Genomic DNA, 18,177 nt, shown 5'->3' on the forward strand with positions numbered 1-18,177 from the left:
GGCGGGGAGCTGGCGGGCTTCGACGCGCTCCAGCAGGGCAGCGGCTTCGGGGTTGGCGGACTGCCAGGCGGAGAAGGACTCTTCCCATTCCTTGCGGGCGTGGGCACCGCGGTCGACGACGGCGCGGGCGTGGGCCAGCACGTCCTCGTCCACCTCGAAGGACTTCTCGGGGTCGAAGCCGAGGACGTTCTTCAGTGCTGCCACTTCTTCCGAACCCAGGGCGGAGCCGTGGATCTTGCCGGTGTTCTGCTTCTTCGGTGCCGGGTAGCCGATGATGGTGCGCAGCGAGATGATGGACGGCTTGGAGGTTTCCGCCTTGGCGGCCACCAGTGCCGAGTGCAGCTCCTGGATGTCTTCCTTGTAGTCGCCGGTCTTGGTCCAGTCCACGCGCTGGGTGTGCCAGCCGTAGGCCTCGTAGCGCTTCAGGACGTCTTCGGTGAAGGCGATGTCGGTGTCGTCCTCGATGGAGATGTGGTTCTCGTCGTAGATGACAACAAGGTTGCCGAGCTCCTGGTGGCCGGCGAGGGAGGAAGCCTCAGAGGTAACACCTTCCTGGAGGTCGCCGTCGGAAGCGATGACCCAGATGGTGTGGTCGAACGGGCTGGTGCCGGGGGCGGCGTCGGCGTCGAACAGGCCGCGCTGGCGGCGCTGGGAGTACGCAAAGCCCACCGAGGAGGCCAGGCCCTGGCCCAGCGGACCGGTAGTGATCTCAACACCGGCGGTGTGCTTGTATTCCGGGTGGCCCGGGGTCAGCGAGCCCCACGTGCGGAGCGCTTCCAGGTCCTTCAGTTCCAGGCCGTAGCCGGAGAGGAACAGCTGGATGTACAGCGTCAGGGACGTGTGGCCGGGGGAGAGGACAAAACGGTCGCGGCCGATCCAGTCCGGGTTCTTGGGGTCGTGCCGCATCATCTTCTGGAAGAGAAGGTAAGCGGCCGGAGCCAGGCTCATAGCCGTGCCGGGGTGGCCGTTGCCCACCTTCTCCACGGCGTCGGCGGCCAGGACACGCACAGTGTCAACGGCACGCTGGTCGAGGTCGGTCCAAGTCAGTTCTTGCTCTTTCAAATGTGCCACGAAACCGGGCCCCTCTCTGTGTTAACGGCAAGCGGTAATGACACACAGCGGCAGGGCACAATTGGTGCCCGCTGCATTTGTGTCTACCAGCCGTTCACCATTGAAACGTTGATCTTCATTCAGTCGCCGGACGGCATGGAATGCGGTTTCTTGCCCGTCTCCCAGTGTGCGCTGATCTGCAGACAGCTTAGCTCTATTCCACACTTCGGGCGGCCAAAATCTCACCAGTTGGACGCAATTTCTCCTTTGTGAATCACTCGTGCGGTGAGGCTGCGTTAATGTGATTGAAGCAAGCACGAACGAATCATTTTCAGTGATTTGCCGTCACACACCGATGCCAGCAATCCATGCGGGACCGCGGTATGATATCGGGAGGCCACCGGCGGGCAGGGCGGGTTCTAGTGCCCACATGACAGCCCCGCCAGCCGCCGATGAAGGATCGGTCCGGACCGCGCGTCCGGGCGCACTGATCAGATAAACAGCCAGACAGAAACAGAGTGACTGCCACGTGAGCACAACAGATACGCCGCTGACCTCTTCCCGGGTCCACGGAAGAGCCGGACTAGCCCGCAAGGCGAAGGCGTACCTTGCACTCACCAAGCCCAGGGTCATTGAACTCCTGCTGGTCAGCACCCTGCCCACCATGATCTACGCACAGCGCGGCTTCCCGTCACTCGGCCTCATCATGGCCACCCTCGTAGGCGGCGCGTTCGCGGCCGGCAGCGCCGGTGCCTTTAACTGCTACATTGACCGCGACATCGACAAGCTGATGCACCGCACGGAAAAGCGCCCCCTGGTCACCGGCGAGGTCACGCCGCGCGAGGCCCTGATCTTTGCGTGGCTGCTGGGCGCCGCTGCCATCGCCATCCTCTGGTTCGGTGCGAACCCGCTCTCCGCCTGGCTCGGACTCGGCGCCATCGTCTTCTACGTCGTCATTTACACGATGATCCTCAAGCGCCGCACGGCCCAGAACATCGTCTGGGGCGGCGCCGCGGGCTGTTTCCCCGTGCTGATCGCCTGGGCCGCCGTGACCAACACGGTCGAGTGGCCGGCCATCGTCCTGTTCATGGTGATCTTCCTCTGGACCCCGCCGCACTACTGGCCGCTGTCCATGCGCTACGGCGAGGACTACCGCAACGCCAACGTGCCGATGCTCGGTGCCATCGCCGGCGCCAAGGTCGTGTCCGTCCAGGTGGTCCTGTACGCCTGGGCCATGGTCGCGTGCTCGCTGCTCATGATCCCGGCCGGCAACGCTGGCTGGGTTTACACCGCCGTTGCCGCGCTGGCCGGTGCCTGGTTCCTGTACGAGTCCCACGCCCTCTACAACCGGGCGCAGGGCGGGGACCTCTCCGACCAGGGCGCCATGAAGGTCTTCCACGGCTCCATCAGCTACCTGACTCTGCTCTTCATCGCGCTGGCCGTCGACCCGTTCGTCGGCTCCCCGATCATGGGGTAACCCTCCAGCCAGCCCCACAGCGAGCCCAGAACGCTTCCTCAGGTCCTGTGGGTTTCGACGGGACGCTTCCTCCCGTCCTGCAGGTTTCGACGGGACGCTTCCTCACGTCCTGCAGGTTCTCCCCGAACGCTTCCTCAGATAGAGGCTGCGCTGAAGTAGTAATGCTCCCTCACACATGTGAGGGAGCATTACTTGTCTGACCCGAAGCGGCGAGGCGCAAGCGCCGAATCAATTGGCGGCAGGATCTGCGGGAGCGTCGGGGACGAAGCGACGGGATCTGAGGAAGCGTCCGGGACGAAGCGACGGGATCTGAGGAGGCTTTGGGGACGAAGCGACGGGATCTGAGGAAGCGTCGGGGGAAAAGCTACCTGACGGGGCTGGAGCGGGCGATGTCGGCGGCGTTGGTTGCGGCGCTCATCAGTAGGGCCGCACCCAGCATGTGCGCGCCGACGAGGAGCGCGGGAATGCCGTTGTAGTACTGCGTAAAGCCGATGACGGCCTGGAGCACGGTGACGCCGAGGAGCATCAGCACTGCCGAGCGGAACGTCCCCGCAATGCCGCGGCGCCACACGAAATACACGGCGAGCAGCGTGCCGGCGGTGACCAGGTAGGCGGGCACGGCATGGATGTGCGAGAAGAGATCCCAGTCAAGGTTGTTGCGGGGCGCGTCGGCGTCACCTGCGTGCGGTCCGGCGCCGGTCACCACCACGCCCAGCATGACGGCGATGGCGGAGAAGAGCGCGACGGCGGTCATCACCGGCCGCAGGACGCCCGGCAGGGCTGCGAGCGGATACGTCCGGAATCCGCCCGTCCTGCCGTAGGCACGGTTGACCAGCAGCGTTGCGAAAACCACCAGGGCCATGGACACCAGGAAATGCAGGCCAACCACCCAGGGGTTCAGCTGGGTCAACACGGTGATGCCGCCGATGATGGCCTGCGCCGGAATGCTCGCCAGCAGGCCCAGGGCCAGCAGGAACAGGTCCTTGCGCTCCTTGCGCAGGTTCCACAAGTAGACGAGCATGAGCGCCGCGACGGCGGCCAGTGCAAACGTCAGGAGCCGGTTCCCGAACTCGATGAAGCCGTGGATGCCCATCTCGGGGGTATTCACCAAGGAATTGTTCGTGCACCTGGGCCAGGTGGGGCAGCCAAGGCCCGAGGCGGTCAGCCGGACAGCGCCGCCGGTGACCACTAGGACCGTCTGTCCGATCAGGGACAGCACGGCGAGGCGGCGGACGGTCGAATCGACGGTTACCGGAAGCTTGGATGCCAGGCGGCCGACGAACTGGGGGAGGCGCGAAGCCGTGCTCACTTTTTCTCAATTCCATTTGAACCAGCGGATGGCTGCTGCGCCGGCGAGAACCGTCCACATCAGCAGGACAAGGACGGCATTGCCGTTGACGGCGCCGTGCAGGAATGCGTCCCGCAGCCCTTCGCCGAGGGATCCGGACGGCAGCAGGTGAACGGTGTTCTGGGCGAGTTCCGGCAGCCGCTGCATGGGGATGACGATGCCGCCCAGGGCGCCCAGCAGTATCCACAGCAGGTTCGTGATGGCAAGCGTGGCTTCGGGCCGGACAGTGCCCGCCACCAGCAGCCCCAGTGCGGTGAACGCGGCCGCGCCCAGCACCAGCAGGCAAAGCCCGGGCAGCACGCCCAGCGGATCGGGACGCCATCCGAGCGGGAAGGCGACGGCGGCGACGATGACCACCTGGATCACCAGGACGGCCAGGACCGCGAGGATCTTCCCGGCGATGAGGCCGGTACGTCCCAGCGGCGTAGTGGACAGGAACCGCAGCACGCCGTACCGGCGGTCGAAGCCGGTGGCGATGCCCTGCCCGGTGAAGGCGGTGGACATGGCGCAGAGCGCGAGGATGCCGGGGACGGCAACGTTGACCCGGCTGCCCCCGATGCCGTCGAGCAACGGGGTGACCGTCAGTCCGATCAGGGCCAGGAGGGGCAGGACCACCGCGAGGATCAGCTGCTCGCCGTTCCTGAGCATGGTCGCGGCCTCATATTTACCCTGCAGCAGGATCCGGCGGAGCAGGGGAGCGGGAGCGCTGCCCGTGGCTGTCGTCATCGGATTTCCCTTCCGGAAATGTCAAGGAATACGTCTTCGAGGCTCCGGGCCTCCATGCTCAGCGAGCCCGGCATGATGCCGTGGTGGGCCCACCAGGCCGTCAGCGCAGCGAGGTCCTCAGGGGTCAGTGCCCCGGTGGCCGCGTAGCTGCCAGAGCGCGTCTCGCGGATCTCTACCTCGGCAGCCAGGACGCCGGTGAAGTCTAGCCCTGGCAGTGCCTCGAAGCGCAGCGTCCGGACGTGGTCCTTGTGGGGCGCCTCTGGCATGTTGTGCTGCAGCAGCTGGGCAACGGTGCCCTCCGCAACATTCCTGCCGGCGTCGATGATGTACACATAGTCGGCCAGCCGCTGGGCGTCATCCATGAGATGGGTGGTGAGGATGATCCCCATCCCGCTGTCCCGGAGTTCAGAGATCAGTTCGAAGACCAGCTGGCGGGACTGCGGGTCAAGGCCGGCGCTCGGTTCGTCCAGGAACAGGACCTCCGGGTTGCCGATCAGGGCGGCGGCGAGGGCCAGCCGCTGCTTCTGCCCGCCGGACAGCCGGCGGACGTTGGTCCTGCTGAAGCTGTCGATGCCCAGCCGCTGCACCAGCTCATCCAGCGGCCTGGGATTGCGGTACATGCCGGCAATGTGCCGGAGCAGGGGAATGGGACGGGCCGACGGCGGGAGGCCGCCGTCCTGGAGCATGACGCCGACGCGGGCGCGCAGTTCCGCTCCGGCAGTGCCGGGATCGGCGCCGAGCAGCGTAATGGTTCCGCCCGTGCGCTTTTGGAGCCCCTGGGCGCATTCGATGGTGGTAGTCTTGCCGGCACCGTTCGCTCCGAGCAGTGCCGTGACCTCGCCGCGGCCAGCGACGAGTGAGACGTCGCTCACTACCCTGAGCATCTTGCCATCGAGGGTGGGGAGCGGACCGACGTCCTTGATGAGGCCGTCGATGGTCAAGACGGGGGATTTGGGGGATCGCACCCCAGCATTCTACGTGAAGTAGTACTGTCACTGGTGAGCCTGCGTAGTGCCGTCGAACTGGCGCAGCCCAGCCCGGGCACAGGTCAGCCTTGCCTTACTGGAAGGTCGCAACAAATTACGACATGATTGTGTTGTGTATTCCATGACCAGCACCACCTCCGCGCCATTGGCCGGGCAGGGCGCGCCCTCAGCTGCGCTGCGCGGTGGAAAACGTGCTGCCCTGGCCTCCGTGCCCGCCGCAGCCGACGCCGACGAGCGCACGCGTGACCGCGTCCTCAGCGCCGTCCTGGAACACGGACCTGTCAGCGCCGCCGAACTGGGCGACCTGCTCGGCTTCACCCCGGCCGCCGTCCGCCGCCACCTGGACCACCTGTCCCGCGCCGGCGTGATCGAGGTCAAGCGCGTGGCCCGCGCAGGCGCCGGCGCCGGCCGCCCCGCCCGCCGCTACGTCCTCAGCTCCCAGGGCCAGTCCTCACTGGGTGACGACTATCTGAACATTGCCAGCCTGGCGCTCAAGCAGCTCGGCGCGGTGGCGGGGGATGAAGCCGTCCGCCAGTTCGCCGTCGAGCGTTTCGCGGAGATGGAGCGCCGCTACGCCCCCGAGGTGGAAGCGGCCGGAACGGACATCACCGCCCGTGCGCAGGCCCTGTCCGCCGCCCTGTCCCGGGACGGCTTCGTCGCCTCCACGGCCTCCATTGAAGCCAAGGCGCCGCTGCCGGCTGCACTGTCCAGCGTCCAGCTGTGCCAGGGCCACTGCCCCATCCAGCAGCTGGCCACCCAGTTTCCCGTGTTCTGCGACGCCGAGACGGAAATGTTTTCGCGCCTCGTCGGTGTCGATGTCCGCAGGCTTTCCACGCTCGCTCGCGGGGGACACGTCTGCACCACCCACATACCCACAGGCCGTCCGGCCGCGACGGTGGCGGAAACCACCCGAGCCGTTACGGACAACCTGGACGAAGTATCCAACCATCTGCAAGAAAGGCCGTGATGACGGACCAACTATCAGAGAAGACGGTTGCTGAGACTGCTGCGATTTCGGAGATTCTCGAAAAGAATCCCGAGCTCCACGGAATCGGTACCTATGAGTACGGCTGGGCCGACAAGAACGATGTCGGCGCTAACGCCCGCCGCGGCCTCAACGAGGACGTGGTCCGCGACATCTCGGCCAAGAAGAGCGAGCCGGAATGGATGCTGGACCTCCGCCTCAAGGGCCTGAAGTACTTCGACCGCAAGCCCATGCCCACCTGGGGTGCAGACCTCTCCGGCATCGACTTCGACAACATCAAGTACTTCGTGCGCTCCACTGAAAAGCAGGCGGCAACCTGGGAGGACCTGCCCGAGGACATCCGCAACACGTACGAGAAGCTCGGCATCCCGGAAGCTGAGCGCAGCCGCCTGGTCTCCGGTGTGGCCGCCCAGTACGAGTCCGAGGTTGTCTACCACCAGATCCGCGAGGACCTTGAGGCCCAGGGCGTCATCTTCCTGGACACGGACACCGCGCTGCGCGAGCACCCGGAGATCTTCCAGGAGTACTTCGGCACCATCATCCCGGTGGGCGACAACAAGTTCGCCTCGCTGAACACGGCCGTATGGTCCGGCGGCTCCTTCGTGTACGTGCCCAAGGGCGTGCACGTCGACATTCCGCTGCAGGCCTACTTCCGTATCAACACGGAAAACATGGGCCAGTTCGAGCGCACGCTGATCATCGCCGACGAGGACTCCTACGTCCACTACATCGAGGGCTGCACCGCGCCGATCTACACCTCGGACTCGCTGCACTCGGCCGTCGTCGAGATCGTGGTCAAGAAGGGCGCCCGCGTCCGGTACACCACCATCCAGAACTGGTCCAACAACGTGTACAACCTCGTGACCAAGCGCGCCATCTGCGAAGAGGGCGGCACCATGGAGTGGATCGATGGCAACATCGGCTCCAAGGTCACCATGAAGTACCCGGCTGTTTACCTCACGGGCCAGTACGCCAAGGGCGAGACCCTCTCCATCGCGTTCGCGGGCGAGGGCCAGCACCAGGACACCGGCTCCAAGATGGTGCACATCGCGCCGAACACCAAGAGCTCCATCATCTCCAAGTCCGTTGCCCGCGGCGGCGGACGCGCGGCCTACCGCGGCCTGGTCCAGATCCGCGAAGGCGCCAAGCACTCGGCCAACACCGTGCGCTGCGACGCCCTGTTGGTGGACACCATCAGCCGATCGGACACCTACCCGTACATCGACATCCGCGAGGATGACGTCCAGCTGGGGCACGAGGCAACCGTCTCGCGCGTTTCCGAAGAGCAGCTCTTCTACCTCATGTCCCGCGGCATGCGCGAAGACGAAGCCATGGCCATGATCGTGCGCGGCTTCATCGAGCCGATCGCCCGTGAGCTGCCGATGGAATACGCCCTCGAGCTGAACCGCCTCATTGAACTCCAGATGGAAGGATCCGTCGGTTAATGACTGCCGAAATTACTACTGAAAAGGCCCGCATCGGAGCGCCTTCCATCGCAGGTTTCACCGAGGAAGGCGAGGGGCTGGTCTCCGCCAAGGTAGACCACAGCCACAATCACGGGGTCACCGTCATGTCCTCGCGCGCCGAGCGGCTCACGAGCTTCGACGTCGCCGACTTCGCGCTGCCCACCGGCCGTGAAGAGGAATGGCGCTTCACCCCGGTCCGTGGACTGGCCAACCTGTTTTCCGACGCAGCGACGGACGGAGACGCAGCCGCGTTCACCGTGGAAGCCCCCGAAGGCTACGTTCGCAGCGCCCTGGCACAGGGCGCCGCTCCGCGCGGCACCGTCCTGACCCCGGCCGACCGTGCCGCCGTCGTAGCCTCCGCCAACACGGATGAGGCCCTGCACGTGGTCATCCCGGCCGACGCCGAACCGGCTGAGCCGGTGCGGATCCTGGTCGACGGTGCCGGCGCCGGTCGCCGCTCCAACGCACACTACGTGCTGGAGGCCGGGGCCAACTCGCGCAGCGTCGTGATCCTGGAGCACACCGGCGCGGCGGACCACAACGGCAACCTGGAAGTCATCGTCGGCGAGGGCGCAAAGCTCACCGTCATCTCGGTGCAGCTTTGGGAAGACGACGCCAAGCACCTGGCACAGCATGACGCGCAGGTGGGCAAGGACGCTGTATACAAGCACATCGCCGTGTCCCTGGGCGGATCCATTGTGCGCCTGAACTCCAACGTCCGCTTCGCTGGTGAAGGTGCCGAGGCCGAGCTGTTGGGCCTCTACTTCGCCGATGCCGGGCAGCACCTGGAGCACCGGTCCTTCGTTGACCACAACGTGGCCAACTGCAAGTCCAACGTGCTCTACAAGGGTGCCCTGCAGGGAAAAAACGCTCACACCGTGTGGGTGGGCGACGTCCTGATTCAGAAGCAGGCCCTGGGCACCGACTCGTACGAGAAGAACCAGAACCTCGTGCTAACGGACGGCTGCCGGGCCGACTCGGTTCCTAACCTCGAGATCGAAACCGGCCTCATCGAAGGTGCCGGACACGCGAGCTCCACCGGGCGTTTTGATGACGAGCACCTGTTCTACCTCATGGCACGCGGCATCCCGGAAGAGGTGGCCCGCAGGCTCGTCGTGCGCGGATTCCTCAACGAGATCATCCAGCAGATCAAGGTCCCGGCACTCGAAGAGCGCCTGACCGAGGCTGTTGAGCGCGAACTCGCCGCGACCGAGAACTAAGCAGCCCGGAAAGTACAGGACAACGGATGACTGAACAGCCAAAGGGCGAGCTCGTCTGCAACGTGAACGAGATCCAGCCCAAGCAGGCCCTGCGGATCCTGATCGATGACTATCCCGTCGCGATCGTCAAGGACTCCATGGGAGAGATCCACGCCATCGGCGACACCTGCTCGCACGCAGACATTTCCCTCTCCGAGGGCGAGGTCGAGGGCTGCGCCATCGAATGCTGGGGCCACGGTTCGCAGTTCGATCTGCGCACCGGGGAACCTCTCCAACTGCCGGCCTACGACCCCGTGCCCGTGTTCGCGGTGGAGATCGTCGGAGACGAGGTCTACGTGGACTTCACCACCGTCCTGAACGGCGCAGAAGCACCCAACTTCAGCTAGCCCGGCCTGCTTCCGAGCCCAGCCTGCACCACAACTTACTAACTTCCAGACCAAAGACCGCACCGCCGACAGAACGGCACGGTGCAGAGGAGAACAAGACACATGTCTACTCTTGAGATCAAGGACCTGCACGTCAGCATCGACACCGAGCAGGGCACCAAGGAGATCCTGAAGGGCGTCAGCCTGACCATCCGCACCGGTGAGACCCACGCCATCATGGGCCCCAACGGCTCCGGCAAGTCCACTCTCGCGTCCACCATTGCCGGCCACCCCCGCTACAAGGTCACCGGGGGCACCATCACGCTGGACGGCGAAGACGTCCTGGCGATGAGCGTCGACGAGCGTGCACGCGCAGGCCTCTTCCTGGCCATGCAGTACCCGGTGGAGGTTCCCGGCGTCACCATGACCAACTTCCTGCGGACCGCCAAGACCGCCATCGACGGCGAAGCCCCGGCACTGCGCACCTGGACCAAGGACGTCAAAGCCGCCATGCAGCAGCTGCGCATTGACGCCGACTTCGCCCAGCGCAACGTCAACGAAGGCTTCTCCGGCGGCGAAAAGAAGCGCGTGGAGATCCTGCAGCTGGAACTCTTCAAGCCGAAGTTTGCCGTGCTTGACGAGACTGACTCCGGCCTGGACGTCGACGCCCTCAAGATCGTTTCCGAAGGCGTCAACCGCGCGCACGCCGAAGGCAACATGGGCACCATGCTCATCACGCACTACACGCGTATTCTGCGTTACATCAAGCCTGAGTTCGTCCACGTCTTCGTTGACGGCCAGATTGTTGAAGAGGGCGGCCCGGAACTCGCCGACCGCCTTGAAGAAGAAGGCTACGACCGCTACGCCAAGGGCGCGGGCGCAGCCACTATCGCTGCCGCCGCGGCACAGGCCTAGTAAGGACACGCCATGACCGAAATCGACGCAGCCCGCACCGGGCTGGAGGATGTCGAAGAGGCACTCAAGGACGTCATCGACCCCGAGCTCGGGGTTAACATCGTGGACTTGGGCCTGCTGTACGGCCTCAAGTACTCGGAGGACGACGGCGCCCTGCTGATCGACATGACGCTCACCACGGCCGCCTGTCCGCTGACCGACGTGCTCGAGGAGCAGGTTGGAAAGGCGCTTGACGGCGTAGTGGACGACTGGCGCCTGAACTGGGTATGGATGCCGCCTTGGGGTCCGGAGCGGATCACCGACGACGGCAAGGACCAGATGCGGGCCCTCGGCTTCAACATCTAAGGGAGCCTCCCAATCCCGGCTTAAAGTACGACGACGGCCGGTCACCTTCTCAGGGAAGGTGGCCGGCCGTCGTCGTACTCCCAGTTAAAGGGTCGCGGTTAAAGTGTCGGGGCGCTGAACGTGTCGCACTGGTTGATGTCGCCGGTCTTGTAGCCCTGGTAGAACCACTTCTGCCGCTGCGCACTGGACCCGTGTGTCCAGCCTTCAGGCGAGACGCGTCCTGTGGCGGCTTTCTGGATCCGGTCATCGCCCACGGCGGAGGCGGCCGAGAGTGCGTCGTTGAGGTCCTGCTGCTTCAGCGGCTCCAGGAACGGCTTGCCGGTCTTCGGGTCCTTCTGCGTGGTGGCGTACCGGGTCCAGAGTCCTGCGTAGCAGTCGGCCTGCAGCTCCACACGCACGGCGCCGGACTCGGCGCCCTGCGGATCCTGCTGCGCCTTGTCCAGGTCGCCGAGGATGTTCTGGATGTGGTGGCCGACCTCATGGGCCACCACGTATTCCTGCGCCAGCGGGCCACCCGAGGAACCGAAGCGGGTCACGAGGTCCTGGAAGAACCCGGGATCGAAGTAGGCCGTGGTGTCTGCCGGGCAGTAGAACGGGCCCACTTCGGACGTGGCCGTGCCGCAGCCGGTGCGCGTGGCGCCCTCGAACAGCACAGCCTTCGGCCGCGGGTACTTCACGTTGTAGTCGGCGAGGTAAGCCGGCCAAAATACGTTGAGGCTGTTCACGGTCCCGGCAATCCGGCAGTCGAGGTCCTTGTCTGCGTCGGAGCCCAGCTTGCACTGGTTAAGGGGTGTTCCCGTGCTCTGGGCGGGCTGTTCCTGGCCGGTGCCCAGGAGCCCCCCGAGCAGCTGCGGATTGATGCCGAAGAGGGCCGCAAGGAGCAGGACGACGCCGCCCCCGATGCCTCCGCCGATCTTTGTGCCGCGGCCAACTCCACCGCCGCGCCGGTCTTCCACCTGGGATGGGTCCAGCTCGACCCCGTCATTGAAGCTCATGTTGTCACAATAGTCGTCGCCGCAGGGCAGTGGCGGGTTCGGGCCGGTAAAGTTGGCCCGATGCCTTTCCTCAACAACCTTCAGCGGTGGGCCGATGAACGCCCCGACGACACCGCCGTCGTCGTGGCCGGAAAACGGCTCAGCTGGGCCGAACTGCGCGACGGTGCGCAGGCCGCCGCAACCCGCAGCACGGCGCCTGTCACGGTCCTCGCGCAGCCAAATTCGACCAAGTTCGCCATCGAGTTCGCCGCTGCCGTCGCCGGAGACCGCGAGTGCGCGGTCCTGGACCCCACCTGGCCCGAAGCGATGCAGGACGAGATCGTCCAGCGGCTGGGCAGCGGCGTTGACCCAGTGCCAGGGGGCTCCGGCACTGAGTTGGCGGACGGGGATCCGGCGTCCTCGTTCCTCATCGGCCTAACCTCCGGCACCACGTCCGTGCCCAAGGCGTTCACCCGTTCGCGCCGCTCCTGGCAGCAGTCCTTCGAGGCCTCGATGGAGTTCTTCGGGCTCAGCCAGCAGGACAAAACGCTTGCGCCCGGCCCGCTGGCCGCGAGCCTCAACCTCTACGCCCTGGCCGAATGCCTCTACGCCGGATCTGAGTTCCACACGCTCGAATCGTTCGACGTCGGCGACGTCCACGCCGCCATCACCCATGACGGCATCACCCGGCTGGTGCTGGTGCCAACCATGCTGCGGCTCCTGAGCGAACGCGGACTGCTGGGCTGCGTGGACGCGTCGGGTGTCCGGGCCATCATCAGTGCGGGCTCGAAGCTGGATGCGCGCACGCTGGAGGCGGCCCGCCGCTGGGCACCGCATGCCACCATCTTCGAGTACTACGGCGCGTCGGAGCTGAGTTTCGTCTCCGGGGCCGGCCTGGCCGCGGCAGAGCCGTTCGCCGCCGGAAGCACCGCGATCGGCCGTCCGTTCCCGGGCGTCGAGGTGCGGATCCTGGACGACTCAGGCAACGAGCTCCCCGACGGGTCCGCCGGCAACATCAGCGTCCAAAGCGGCATGGTCAGCAACGGCTACCTCTGGGGCGACGACGGCCAGGCGCTGCGCTGCTTTGACGGCTGGTTCACGGTGGGGGACCAGGGCTACCTGTCGGACGGTGTGCTGCACATCCTCGGCCGGCGCGCCGACATGATCATCACCGCAGGCAAAAACGTCTATCCGCACGAGGTGGAGCTGGCGCTGTCCTCCGTCCCTGGGGTGGCCTCGGCCATCGCCGCCGGCATGGACGATGACCTCCGCGGCCAGCGCGTGGTGGCCGGCATCGTTCCCTCACACGGCGGTGTCACCGCCACCCAGCTCAAGACCGGCCTCGAAGACGTCCTGGCCAAGGACAAGCGGCCGCTGCAGTACTACGCCCTGGATGAGCTTCCGGTGACGGACCGCGGAAAGGTGAGCCGGCGGCTGCTGCTCGATTGGATTGCGGCCCGTGACAGCCGGGTCCGGCACCTTGTCTAACGGGGCGTCTGGCGTGGGGCTCGTGCTTCCCGACGACCGGCAGCCGGTGATCATCGCCGCGCTGCGCACACCCGTATGCCGGGCCAACGGTGCGCTGAAGCACCTGCGCTCCCACGAGCTCCTGGCCCCGGTCCTCGCGGCGCTGCTCGCTGAAACGGGGGTTGACGCGGGCGACGTGGCGGATGTCGTCATCGGCAACGCGGTAGGTGCGGGCGGCAACGTCGCGCGGCTCGCCGCCCTCGAAGCCGGCCTGCCCGTCACCGTCCCCGGCCTCACCGTAGACCGGCAGTGCGGCTCCGGCCTCGACGCCATCGTCCTCGCGTCGCGGCTCGTCGCGGCAGGCGGCGGCACCTACCTTGCGGGCGGCGTCGAAAGCATCAGCACCGCGCCGCTGCGCGCACACCGGAACGACGACGGCGAACCCGCCTTCTTCAGCCGCGCCCAGTTTGCGCCGCACCGCCACGGCGACCCGGATATGGGCGTCGCGGCCGAGAACGTGGCCCGGGAGTACGGCATCAGCCGCGCCCGGCAGGACGAGTTTGCGCTGTGCAGCCACCGCCGGGCGGTGGCTGCACAGGCTGACGGCACGTTTGTCCGGGAGACTGTTCCGCTGCCAGGCGCATCAGGGACCGCGCCGGGCTCCAAAACAGTGACGGCCGACGACGGTCCCCGCCCCAGACTCAGCGAGGCCCTGATGGCGCGGTTCCCCGCCGCGTTCGTGGAGTCCGGGACTGTCACCGCCGGAAACTCCTGCTTCGACGCAGACGGTGCCGCCGCCGTCGTCATCACCTCGCTGGCCAGGGCCCGGAAACTGGGCGCCGCTGGCGGGCTGGCCGTGCTGGGCACGGAGACCGCCGGGGTGGAGCCGAAGCTGCTGGGCATCGGTGCCGCAGCCGCCGCCTCGCGCCTGCTGGCCGCGCAGTCGGTGGACGCAGCTGACGTGGACCTCGTGGAGTTCAACGAGGCGTTTGCCTCGCAAACCCTCGCGTGCCTGGACCACCTCGGAATCGACTCCCTTCGGGCCAACGCCGACGGCGGGGCGCTGGCTTTGGGCCATGCCTACGGGGCGTCCGGGGCCGTACTGGTCACCCGACTGATGGCGCAGGCCCGGCAGGATCCGGCGGCGGAGGCTGCCCAGGGAAAGCTTGCCCTGGCCATGATCAGCATCGCCGGCGGCATGGGCACCGCGGCGCTCTTCCGGCACATCCGGCTGTAGACCCGACGGTCAGGCAGCCGGGCACCACCGCTAGAGGGTTGCCGGGTCCGGGAACAGCTGCTGCCGGAGGTCCTTCTTGCGGATCTTCCCGCTGGCCGTGCGGGGCATCTCGTCGACGAAGACCACCGCCTTGGGGATCTTGTAGCGTGCAAGCCTGCCGTCGAGGTGGGCGTGGACCTGCTGTTCGGTGAGGCTCGCGCCGTCCCGAACCACAACAACTGCCCGCGGCACTTCCCCCCACTTTTCGTCGGGAACGCCGATCACCGCCACGCTGCCAACGGCGTCGAGCTCGGCGATGGCCTGTTCCACCTCGGCCGGGTAGATGTTCTCCCCGCCGGAGATGATCATGTCCTTGAGCCGGTCGGAAACGAAGACGAATCCGTCCTGGTCCTGGTAGCCCATGTCACCGGACTTGAACCAGCCGCCGTCGTCGTAGGAACCGGCGGTGGCGTCCGGCCGGTTCCAGTACTCGCGGATGACGTTGGGGCCCTTGATCTGGATTTCGCCCACGGTGCCCTGCTGTACCGGCCCGCCCACGGGATCGGCGATCCGCACCTCGGTGAAAAAGTGCGGCAGACCCGAGGAGCCTGCCTTGTCCCTGGACCGGGAGGCGGGCAGGGTGGTTGCGCCCGGGGCTGTTTCCGTCATGCCGTAGCCGTTGGAAAAACGCAGTCCCCGGGCCTCGTAGGCTTCCAGGACCCGCGGGGGGACGGCCGATCCGCCGCAGGTGAGCTTGTTCAGGGAGGTGATGTCCGACGTCGGCCACTCCGGATGCTCGCAGAGCATTTGGTAGGTGGTGGGGACCCCGCTGATGGTGGTCACGCGGTGGCGTTCGATGAGCTGCAGGGTCCGCTGCGGATCGAACCTGGGCTCGAGAATCACTGTTCCGCCCTTCAGCAAGGTGGGCAGGACCCCCATGTCCAGCGAGGCCACATGGAACATCGGGGAGATCATCAGGGCCACGTCGGTGGAGCAGAAGTCGAAGTCGGTGATGACGTTGATGCAGTTCCAGGTGATGTTTCCGTGCGTGAGCAGGGCGCCTTTGGGGTTGCCGGTGGTTCCGGAGGTGTAGAGGATCATGGCGCCGTCGTCCAGGGTGACCGGTTCATCGACCGGCTCGGTGCTGCCCGATGCCACGACGTCCTCGTAGTCCTCGACTTCGGGCGCCTTTTCGTTGTCATCCGTACCGCCGTCAAACACAGTGCCGTGGCCGACGGCGATGAGTCGCGCCAGCGTCGTCCCCGCGGCGGCAGCCTGCGCCACGTTGCCGAGGTCCCCCGCGTAGATCAGTGCCGCGGCGGAGCAGTGGTCCAGCTGGAATCGAATTTCCGGCGGAGCGAGCCGCGTGTTCAGGGGAACGAAGATCGCGCCCAGCTGGCCGCAGGCGAAGAGCGTCTCCAGGAAGGCGGGGTGGTTCTCCCCGAGGTAGGCCACCCTGTCGCCTTTGGCCACGCCGCGGTCCCGCAGGGCGTTGGCCAGCCGGCAGCTGCGGTCGGCGAACTGTTCATAGCTGAGTTCCCGGTCCCCGGCGATGAGCGCCGTCTTGTTCCCGGATTTCGGGCGGCGCCGTTGCAGCCACGACCCGATGCCAAAATTTTCCATCGAGCATCCTTTCTTGTCTCAAACTAGTCCTTGTGCGGCTTCTCAGGGCCGGGTGGACTCCAAATCGTTGTTCTTCGGTTCCCTGGTGAGCAGGATGAAGACGATGGACACCACGGACATCCCGGCCAGGTACAGGGCCACGGAGCTGGTGTTCTGGCCCGAGTCCTTGAAGATCTGCGCCACGATGCCGGGCGTGAAGCCGGCGCCCAGGAGCGTTGCAAGCTGGTAGCCCAGGGAAGCGCCGGTGTACCGGGAGGTGGTGGCGAACTGTTCGGAGACGAACGCCGCCATGGGGCCGAAGAGGGTGGAATGGATCATCAGTCCGATGGTGAAAGCCACGAAGATCAGGAAGATGTTGTTCGAGGACAGGAGCTGGAACATCGGCATCAGGTACAGGATGAAGAGGACCAGACCACCGATCATCACCGGCCTCCGGCCTAGCCGGTCCGAGAGCCTGCCGCCCAGGACCACGAACGCAATGGAGATGAGGGAGGCCGCGGCGAAGGCGTACAGCACGCCCTGCCTGTCGGCGCCCTTGGAGACGGCGAAGGTGACCGAGAAGGTTGCCATCACCACCTGCAGCGCGAACCCGGCGGCTCCGGCGAGCATGGTGAAGACTAGGGTGCGGGGTCGGCGCAGGACCTGCAGCAGGGGAATGTCGCGGCGGGCAGGGACGGGCCCGCCCGCAGCGGGCGCCGCGTCCTTTGGGGCAGCAACTGTCCGTTCGCGCTTTTCCTGCTCGATGGCGGCCTTGAAGATGGGGCTCTCGGAAACCTTGAGCCGGACGAACAGCCCGACGATCAACAGGACGAAGGAGAGCAGGAACGGCACGCGCCAGCCCCAGGAGAGGAACTGCTCGTTGGGCAGGGCTGCGAAGGCGCCCATGATGAGGGTGCCCAGTACGGCGCCCGAGGGTGCGCCCGCGTTGACGAAGGAGGCCGCGAAGCCGCGCCGTCCGGACTCGGAATGCTCCAGCGCCATCAGCGCCGCTCCGCCCCATTCGCCGCCCACCGCAATGCCCTGGAAGACGCGCAGCAGGACGAGCAGGACGGCGCCCCACGGGCCGGCCACGGAGGCGTCGGGGATGATGCCGATCAGCGTGGAGGCCACGCCCATGACCGCCATGGAAACGATCAGCATTCCCTTGCGGCCCACCCTGTCGCCGAAGTGGCCGAAGATGATGCCGCCGAGCGGCCGGGCCACGTAGCCGGCGGCAAAGGTGCCGTATGCGGCCACAACGCCCACCCAGTCGTCGAGTCCGGAGAAGAACACTTTCGGGAAGACCACTGCGGCAGCGGTGGCGTAGAGGAGGAAGTCGTAGTACTCGATGGTGCTGCCCAGGTAGCTGGAGGCTATGACGGTGCGCGCTTCCTTGCGGCGGGCGGTCACATCCATGGTCTGAAGCTGCGAAGTTTGGGACATCGTTGTTCCTTACTGCACGTGCGGATGGGGGAGGGTTAAGGAAGCGGGCTCATTTGTAGAAGCGGGCGAGGAACTCGGCCACGACGGCGGGCCGTTCCTGGCCTTCGATCTCGATGGTGTTGGAGACCTTGATCTGGGCGCCGCCCTTGACCTCGGTGACCTCGGCGATGGTGGCCTGCATGCGGATCCGGGAACCCACCTTGACCGGTGACGTGAACCGCACCTTGTCGAGGCCGTAGTTGACCTTGGTGGTGACGCCGTCGACGTCGAACAGCTCGCCCCAGAACGGGATGATGAGCGAGAGCGTGAGGAAGCCGTGGGCGATCGGGGCACCGAACGGGCCGTCCTTGGCGCGCTCGGGGTCCACGTGGATCCACTGGTCGTCGCCGGTGGCATCGGCGAATTTGTTGACCTGTTCCTGGGTGATTTCGCGGTACTCGGTGACGCCGAGATCGGTACCGGCGAGGGTGAGCAGTTTGTCGAAGTCGACGACGAGATTGGGCATGTGGTGCCTCCTGCGGTGGTGTTTTGGTTCGGAAATTTGGGTTTGCTGAAGTACGACGGCGGGGCGGTGCTGCCGCCGTCGGGCTTG

The 18,177-nt window shown here is 66.1% G+C and carries 16 protein-coding genes and 1 pseudogene; 9 read left to right on the forward strand and 8 right to left on the reverse strand.

Annotation, left to right across the window (positions count from 1 at the left end):
• Positions 1-1,062 (reverse strand): annotated as a pseudogene (locus tag J7I85_RS19665) (transketolase); the annotation flags it as partial.
• Positions 1,063-1,579: 517 nt separating this feature from the next.
• Between J7I85_RS19665 and J7I85_RS19670 the strand changes: the two are divergent.
• Entirely contained in the window at positions 1,580-2,527 is a 948-nt protein-coding gene (locus J7I85_RS19670; protein ID WP_214855995.1) for a heme o synthase, read from the forward strand.
• A gap of 364 nt (positions 2,528-2,891) precedes the next feature.
• On the opposite strand, the gene J7I85_RS19675 is transcribed toward J7I85_RS19670, so the two are convergent.
• From J7I85_RS19675 to J7I85_RS19685, 3 genes are read right to left on the reverse strand one after another with little or no spacing between them, the layout of a single operon-like run.
• Positions 2,892-3,836, reverse strand: coding sequence for a heme A synthase (locus J7I85_RS19675; RefSeq protein ID WP_214856009.1), 945 nt, complete (start codon positions 3,834-3,836; stop codon positions 2,892-2,894).
• 6 nt (positions 3,837-3,842) lie between these two features.
• Positions 3,843-4,601: an ABC transporter permease gene (locus J7I85_RS19680; RefSeq protein WP_214856023.1), complete on the reverse strand. Its 759-nt coding sequence runs from the start codon at positions 4,599-4,601 to the stop codon at positions 3,843-3,845.
• Positions 4,598-5,566, reverse strand: a complete 969-nt coding sequence (locus J7I85_RS19685) for an ABC transporter ATP-binding protein (RefSeq protein ID WP_214856026.1) — start codon at positions 5,564-5,566, stop codon at positions 4,598-4,600. Before J7I85_RS19685 ends, J7I85_RS19680 begins: the two co-directional genes overlap by 4 nt.
• Positions 5,567-5,699: 133 nt before the next feature.
• Between J7I85_RS19685 and J7I85_RS19690 the strand changes: the two genes are divergently transcribed.
• From J7I85_RS19690 to J7I85_RS19715, 6 genes are all read left to right on the forward strand, one after another.
• On the forward strand, positions 5,700-6,554 hold the full coding sequence (locus J7I85_RS19690) for a metalloregulator ArsR/SmtB family transcription factor (protein WP_214856029.1): 855 nt from the start codon (positions 5,700-5,702) through the stop codon (positions 6,552-6,554).
• Positions 6,554-8,017, forward strand: a complete 1,464-nt coding sequence (gene sufB, locus J7I85_RS19695) for a Fe-S cluster assembly protein SufB (RefSeq protein WP_214856036.1) — start codon at positions 6,554-6,556, stop codon at positions 8,015-8,017. Before J7I85_RS19690 ends, sufB begins: the two co-directional genes overlap by 1 nt.
• Entirely contained in the window at positions 8,017-9,258 is a 1,242-nt protein-coding gene (sufD, locus tag J7I85_RS19700; RefSeq protein WP_214856038.1) for a Fe-S cluster assembly protein SufD, read from the forward strand. The genes sufB and sufD overlap by 1 nt, the downstream gene beginning before the upstream one ends.
• Positions 9,259-9,284: 26 nt before the next feature.
• The gene (locus J7I85_RS19705) at positions 9,285-9,644 is read left to right on the forward strand and encodes a non-heme iron oxygenase ferredoxin subunit (protein ID WP_214856040.1); all 360 of its coding nucleotides are present in this window, start codon (positions 9,285-9,287) and stop codon (positions 9,642-9,644) included.
• A gap of 102 nt (positions 9,645-9,746) precedes the next feature.
• Positions 9,747-10,538: a Fe-S cluster assembly ATPase SufC gene (gene sufC, locus J7I85_RS19710; protein WP_214856042.1), complete on the forward strand. Its 792-nt coding sequence runs from the start codon at positions 9,747-9,749 to the stop codon at positions 10,536-10,538.
• Between the two features lie 12 nt (positions 10,539-10,550).
• On the forward strand, positions 10,551-10,883 hold the full coding sequence (locus J7I85_RS19715) for a metal-sulfur cluster assembly factor (RefSeq protein WP_102973549.1): 333 nt from the start codon (positions 10,551-10,553) through the stop codon (positions 10,881-10,883).
• 98 nt (positions 10,884-10,981) lie between these two features.
• Here J7I85_RS19715 and J7I85_RS19720 read toward each other — a convergent pair whose 3' ends face one another.
• Complete coding sequence (locus tag J7I85_RS19720; protein WP_214856044.1) at positions 10,982-11,878, reverse strand: neutral zinc metallopeptidase; 897 nt, start codon at positions 11,876-11,878, stop codon at positions 10,982-10,984.
• 60 nt (positions 11,879-11,938) lie between these two features.
• On the opposite strand from J7I85_RS19720, the gene J7I85_RS19725 reads away from it, so the two are divergent.
• A complete protein-coding gene (locus J7I85_RS19725) occupies positions 11,939-13,345 on the forward strand; it encodes a class I adenylate-forming enzyme family protein (protein ID WP_214856054.1) in 1,407 nt (468 codons plus the stop codon).
• 13 nt (positions 13,346-13,358) lie between these two features.
• Positions 13,359-14,561 carry a thiolase family protein gene (locus J7I85_RS19730; protein WP_214856056.1) on the forward strand — a complete coding sequence of 401 codons (1,203 nt, stop codon included), beginning with the start codon at positions 13,359-13,361 and terminating at the stop codon, positions 14,559-14,561.
• A 30-nt stretch (positions 14,562-14,591) separates the two neighbouring features.
• Here J7I85_RS19730 and menE read toward each other — a convergent pair whose 3' ends face one another.
• From menE to J7I85_RS19745, 3 genes are read right to left on the reverse strand one after another with little or no spacing between them, the layout of a single operon-like run.
• A complete protein-coding gene (menE, locus tag J7I85_RS19735) occupies positions 14,592-16,163 on the reverse strand; it encodes an o-succinylbenzoate--CoA ligase (RefSeq protein WP_214856058.1) in 1,572 nt (523 codons plus the stop codon).
• A 42-nt stretch (positions 16,164-16,205) separates the two neighbouring features.
• A complete protein-coding gene (locus J7I85_RS19740) occupies positions 16,206-17,585 on the reverse strand; it encodes an MFS transporter (RefSeq protein ID WP_214856059.1) in 1,380 nt (459 codons plus the stop codon).
• Between the two features lie 49 nt (positions 17,586-17,634).
• The gene (locus J7I85_RS19745; RefSeq protein ID WP_214856061.1) at positions 17,635-18,090 is read right to left on the reverse strand and encodes a MaoC family dehydratase; all 456 of its coding nucleotides are present in this window, start codon (positions 18,088-18,090) and stop codon (positions 17,635-17,637) included.
• Positions 18,091-18,177 lie beyond the last annotated feature (87 nt).

Source organism: Arthrobacter sp. ISL-65 (assembly GCF_018613795.1).
GTDB lineage: Bacteria > Actinomycetota > Actinomycetes > Actinomycetales > Micrococcaceae > Arthrobacter.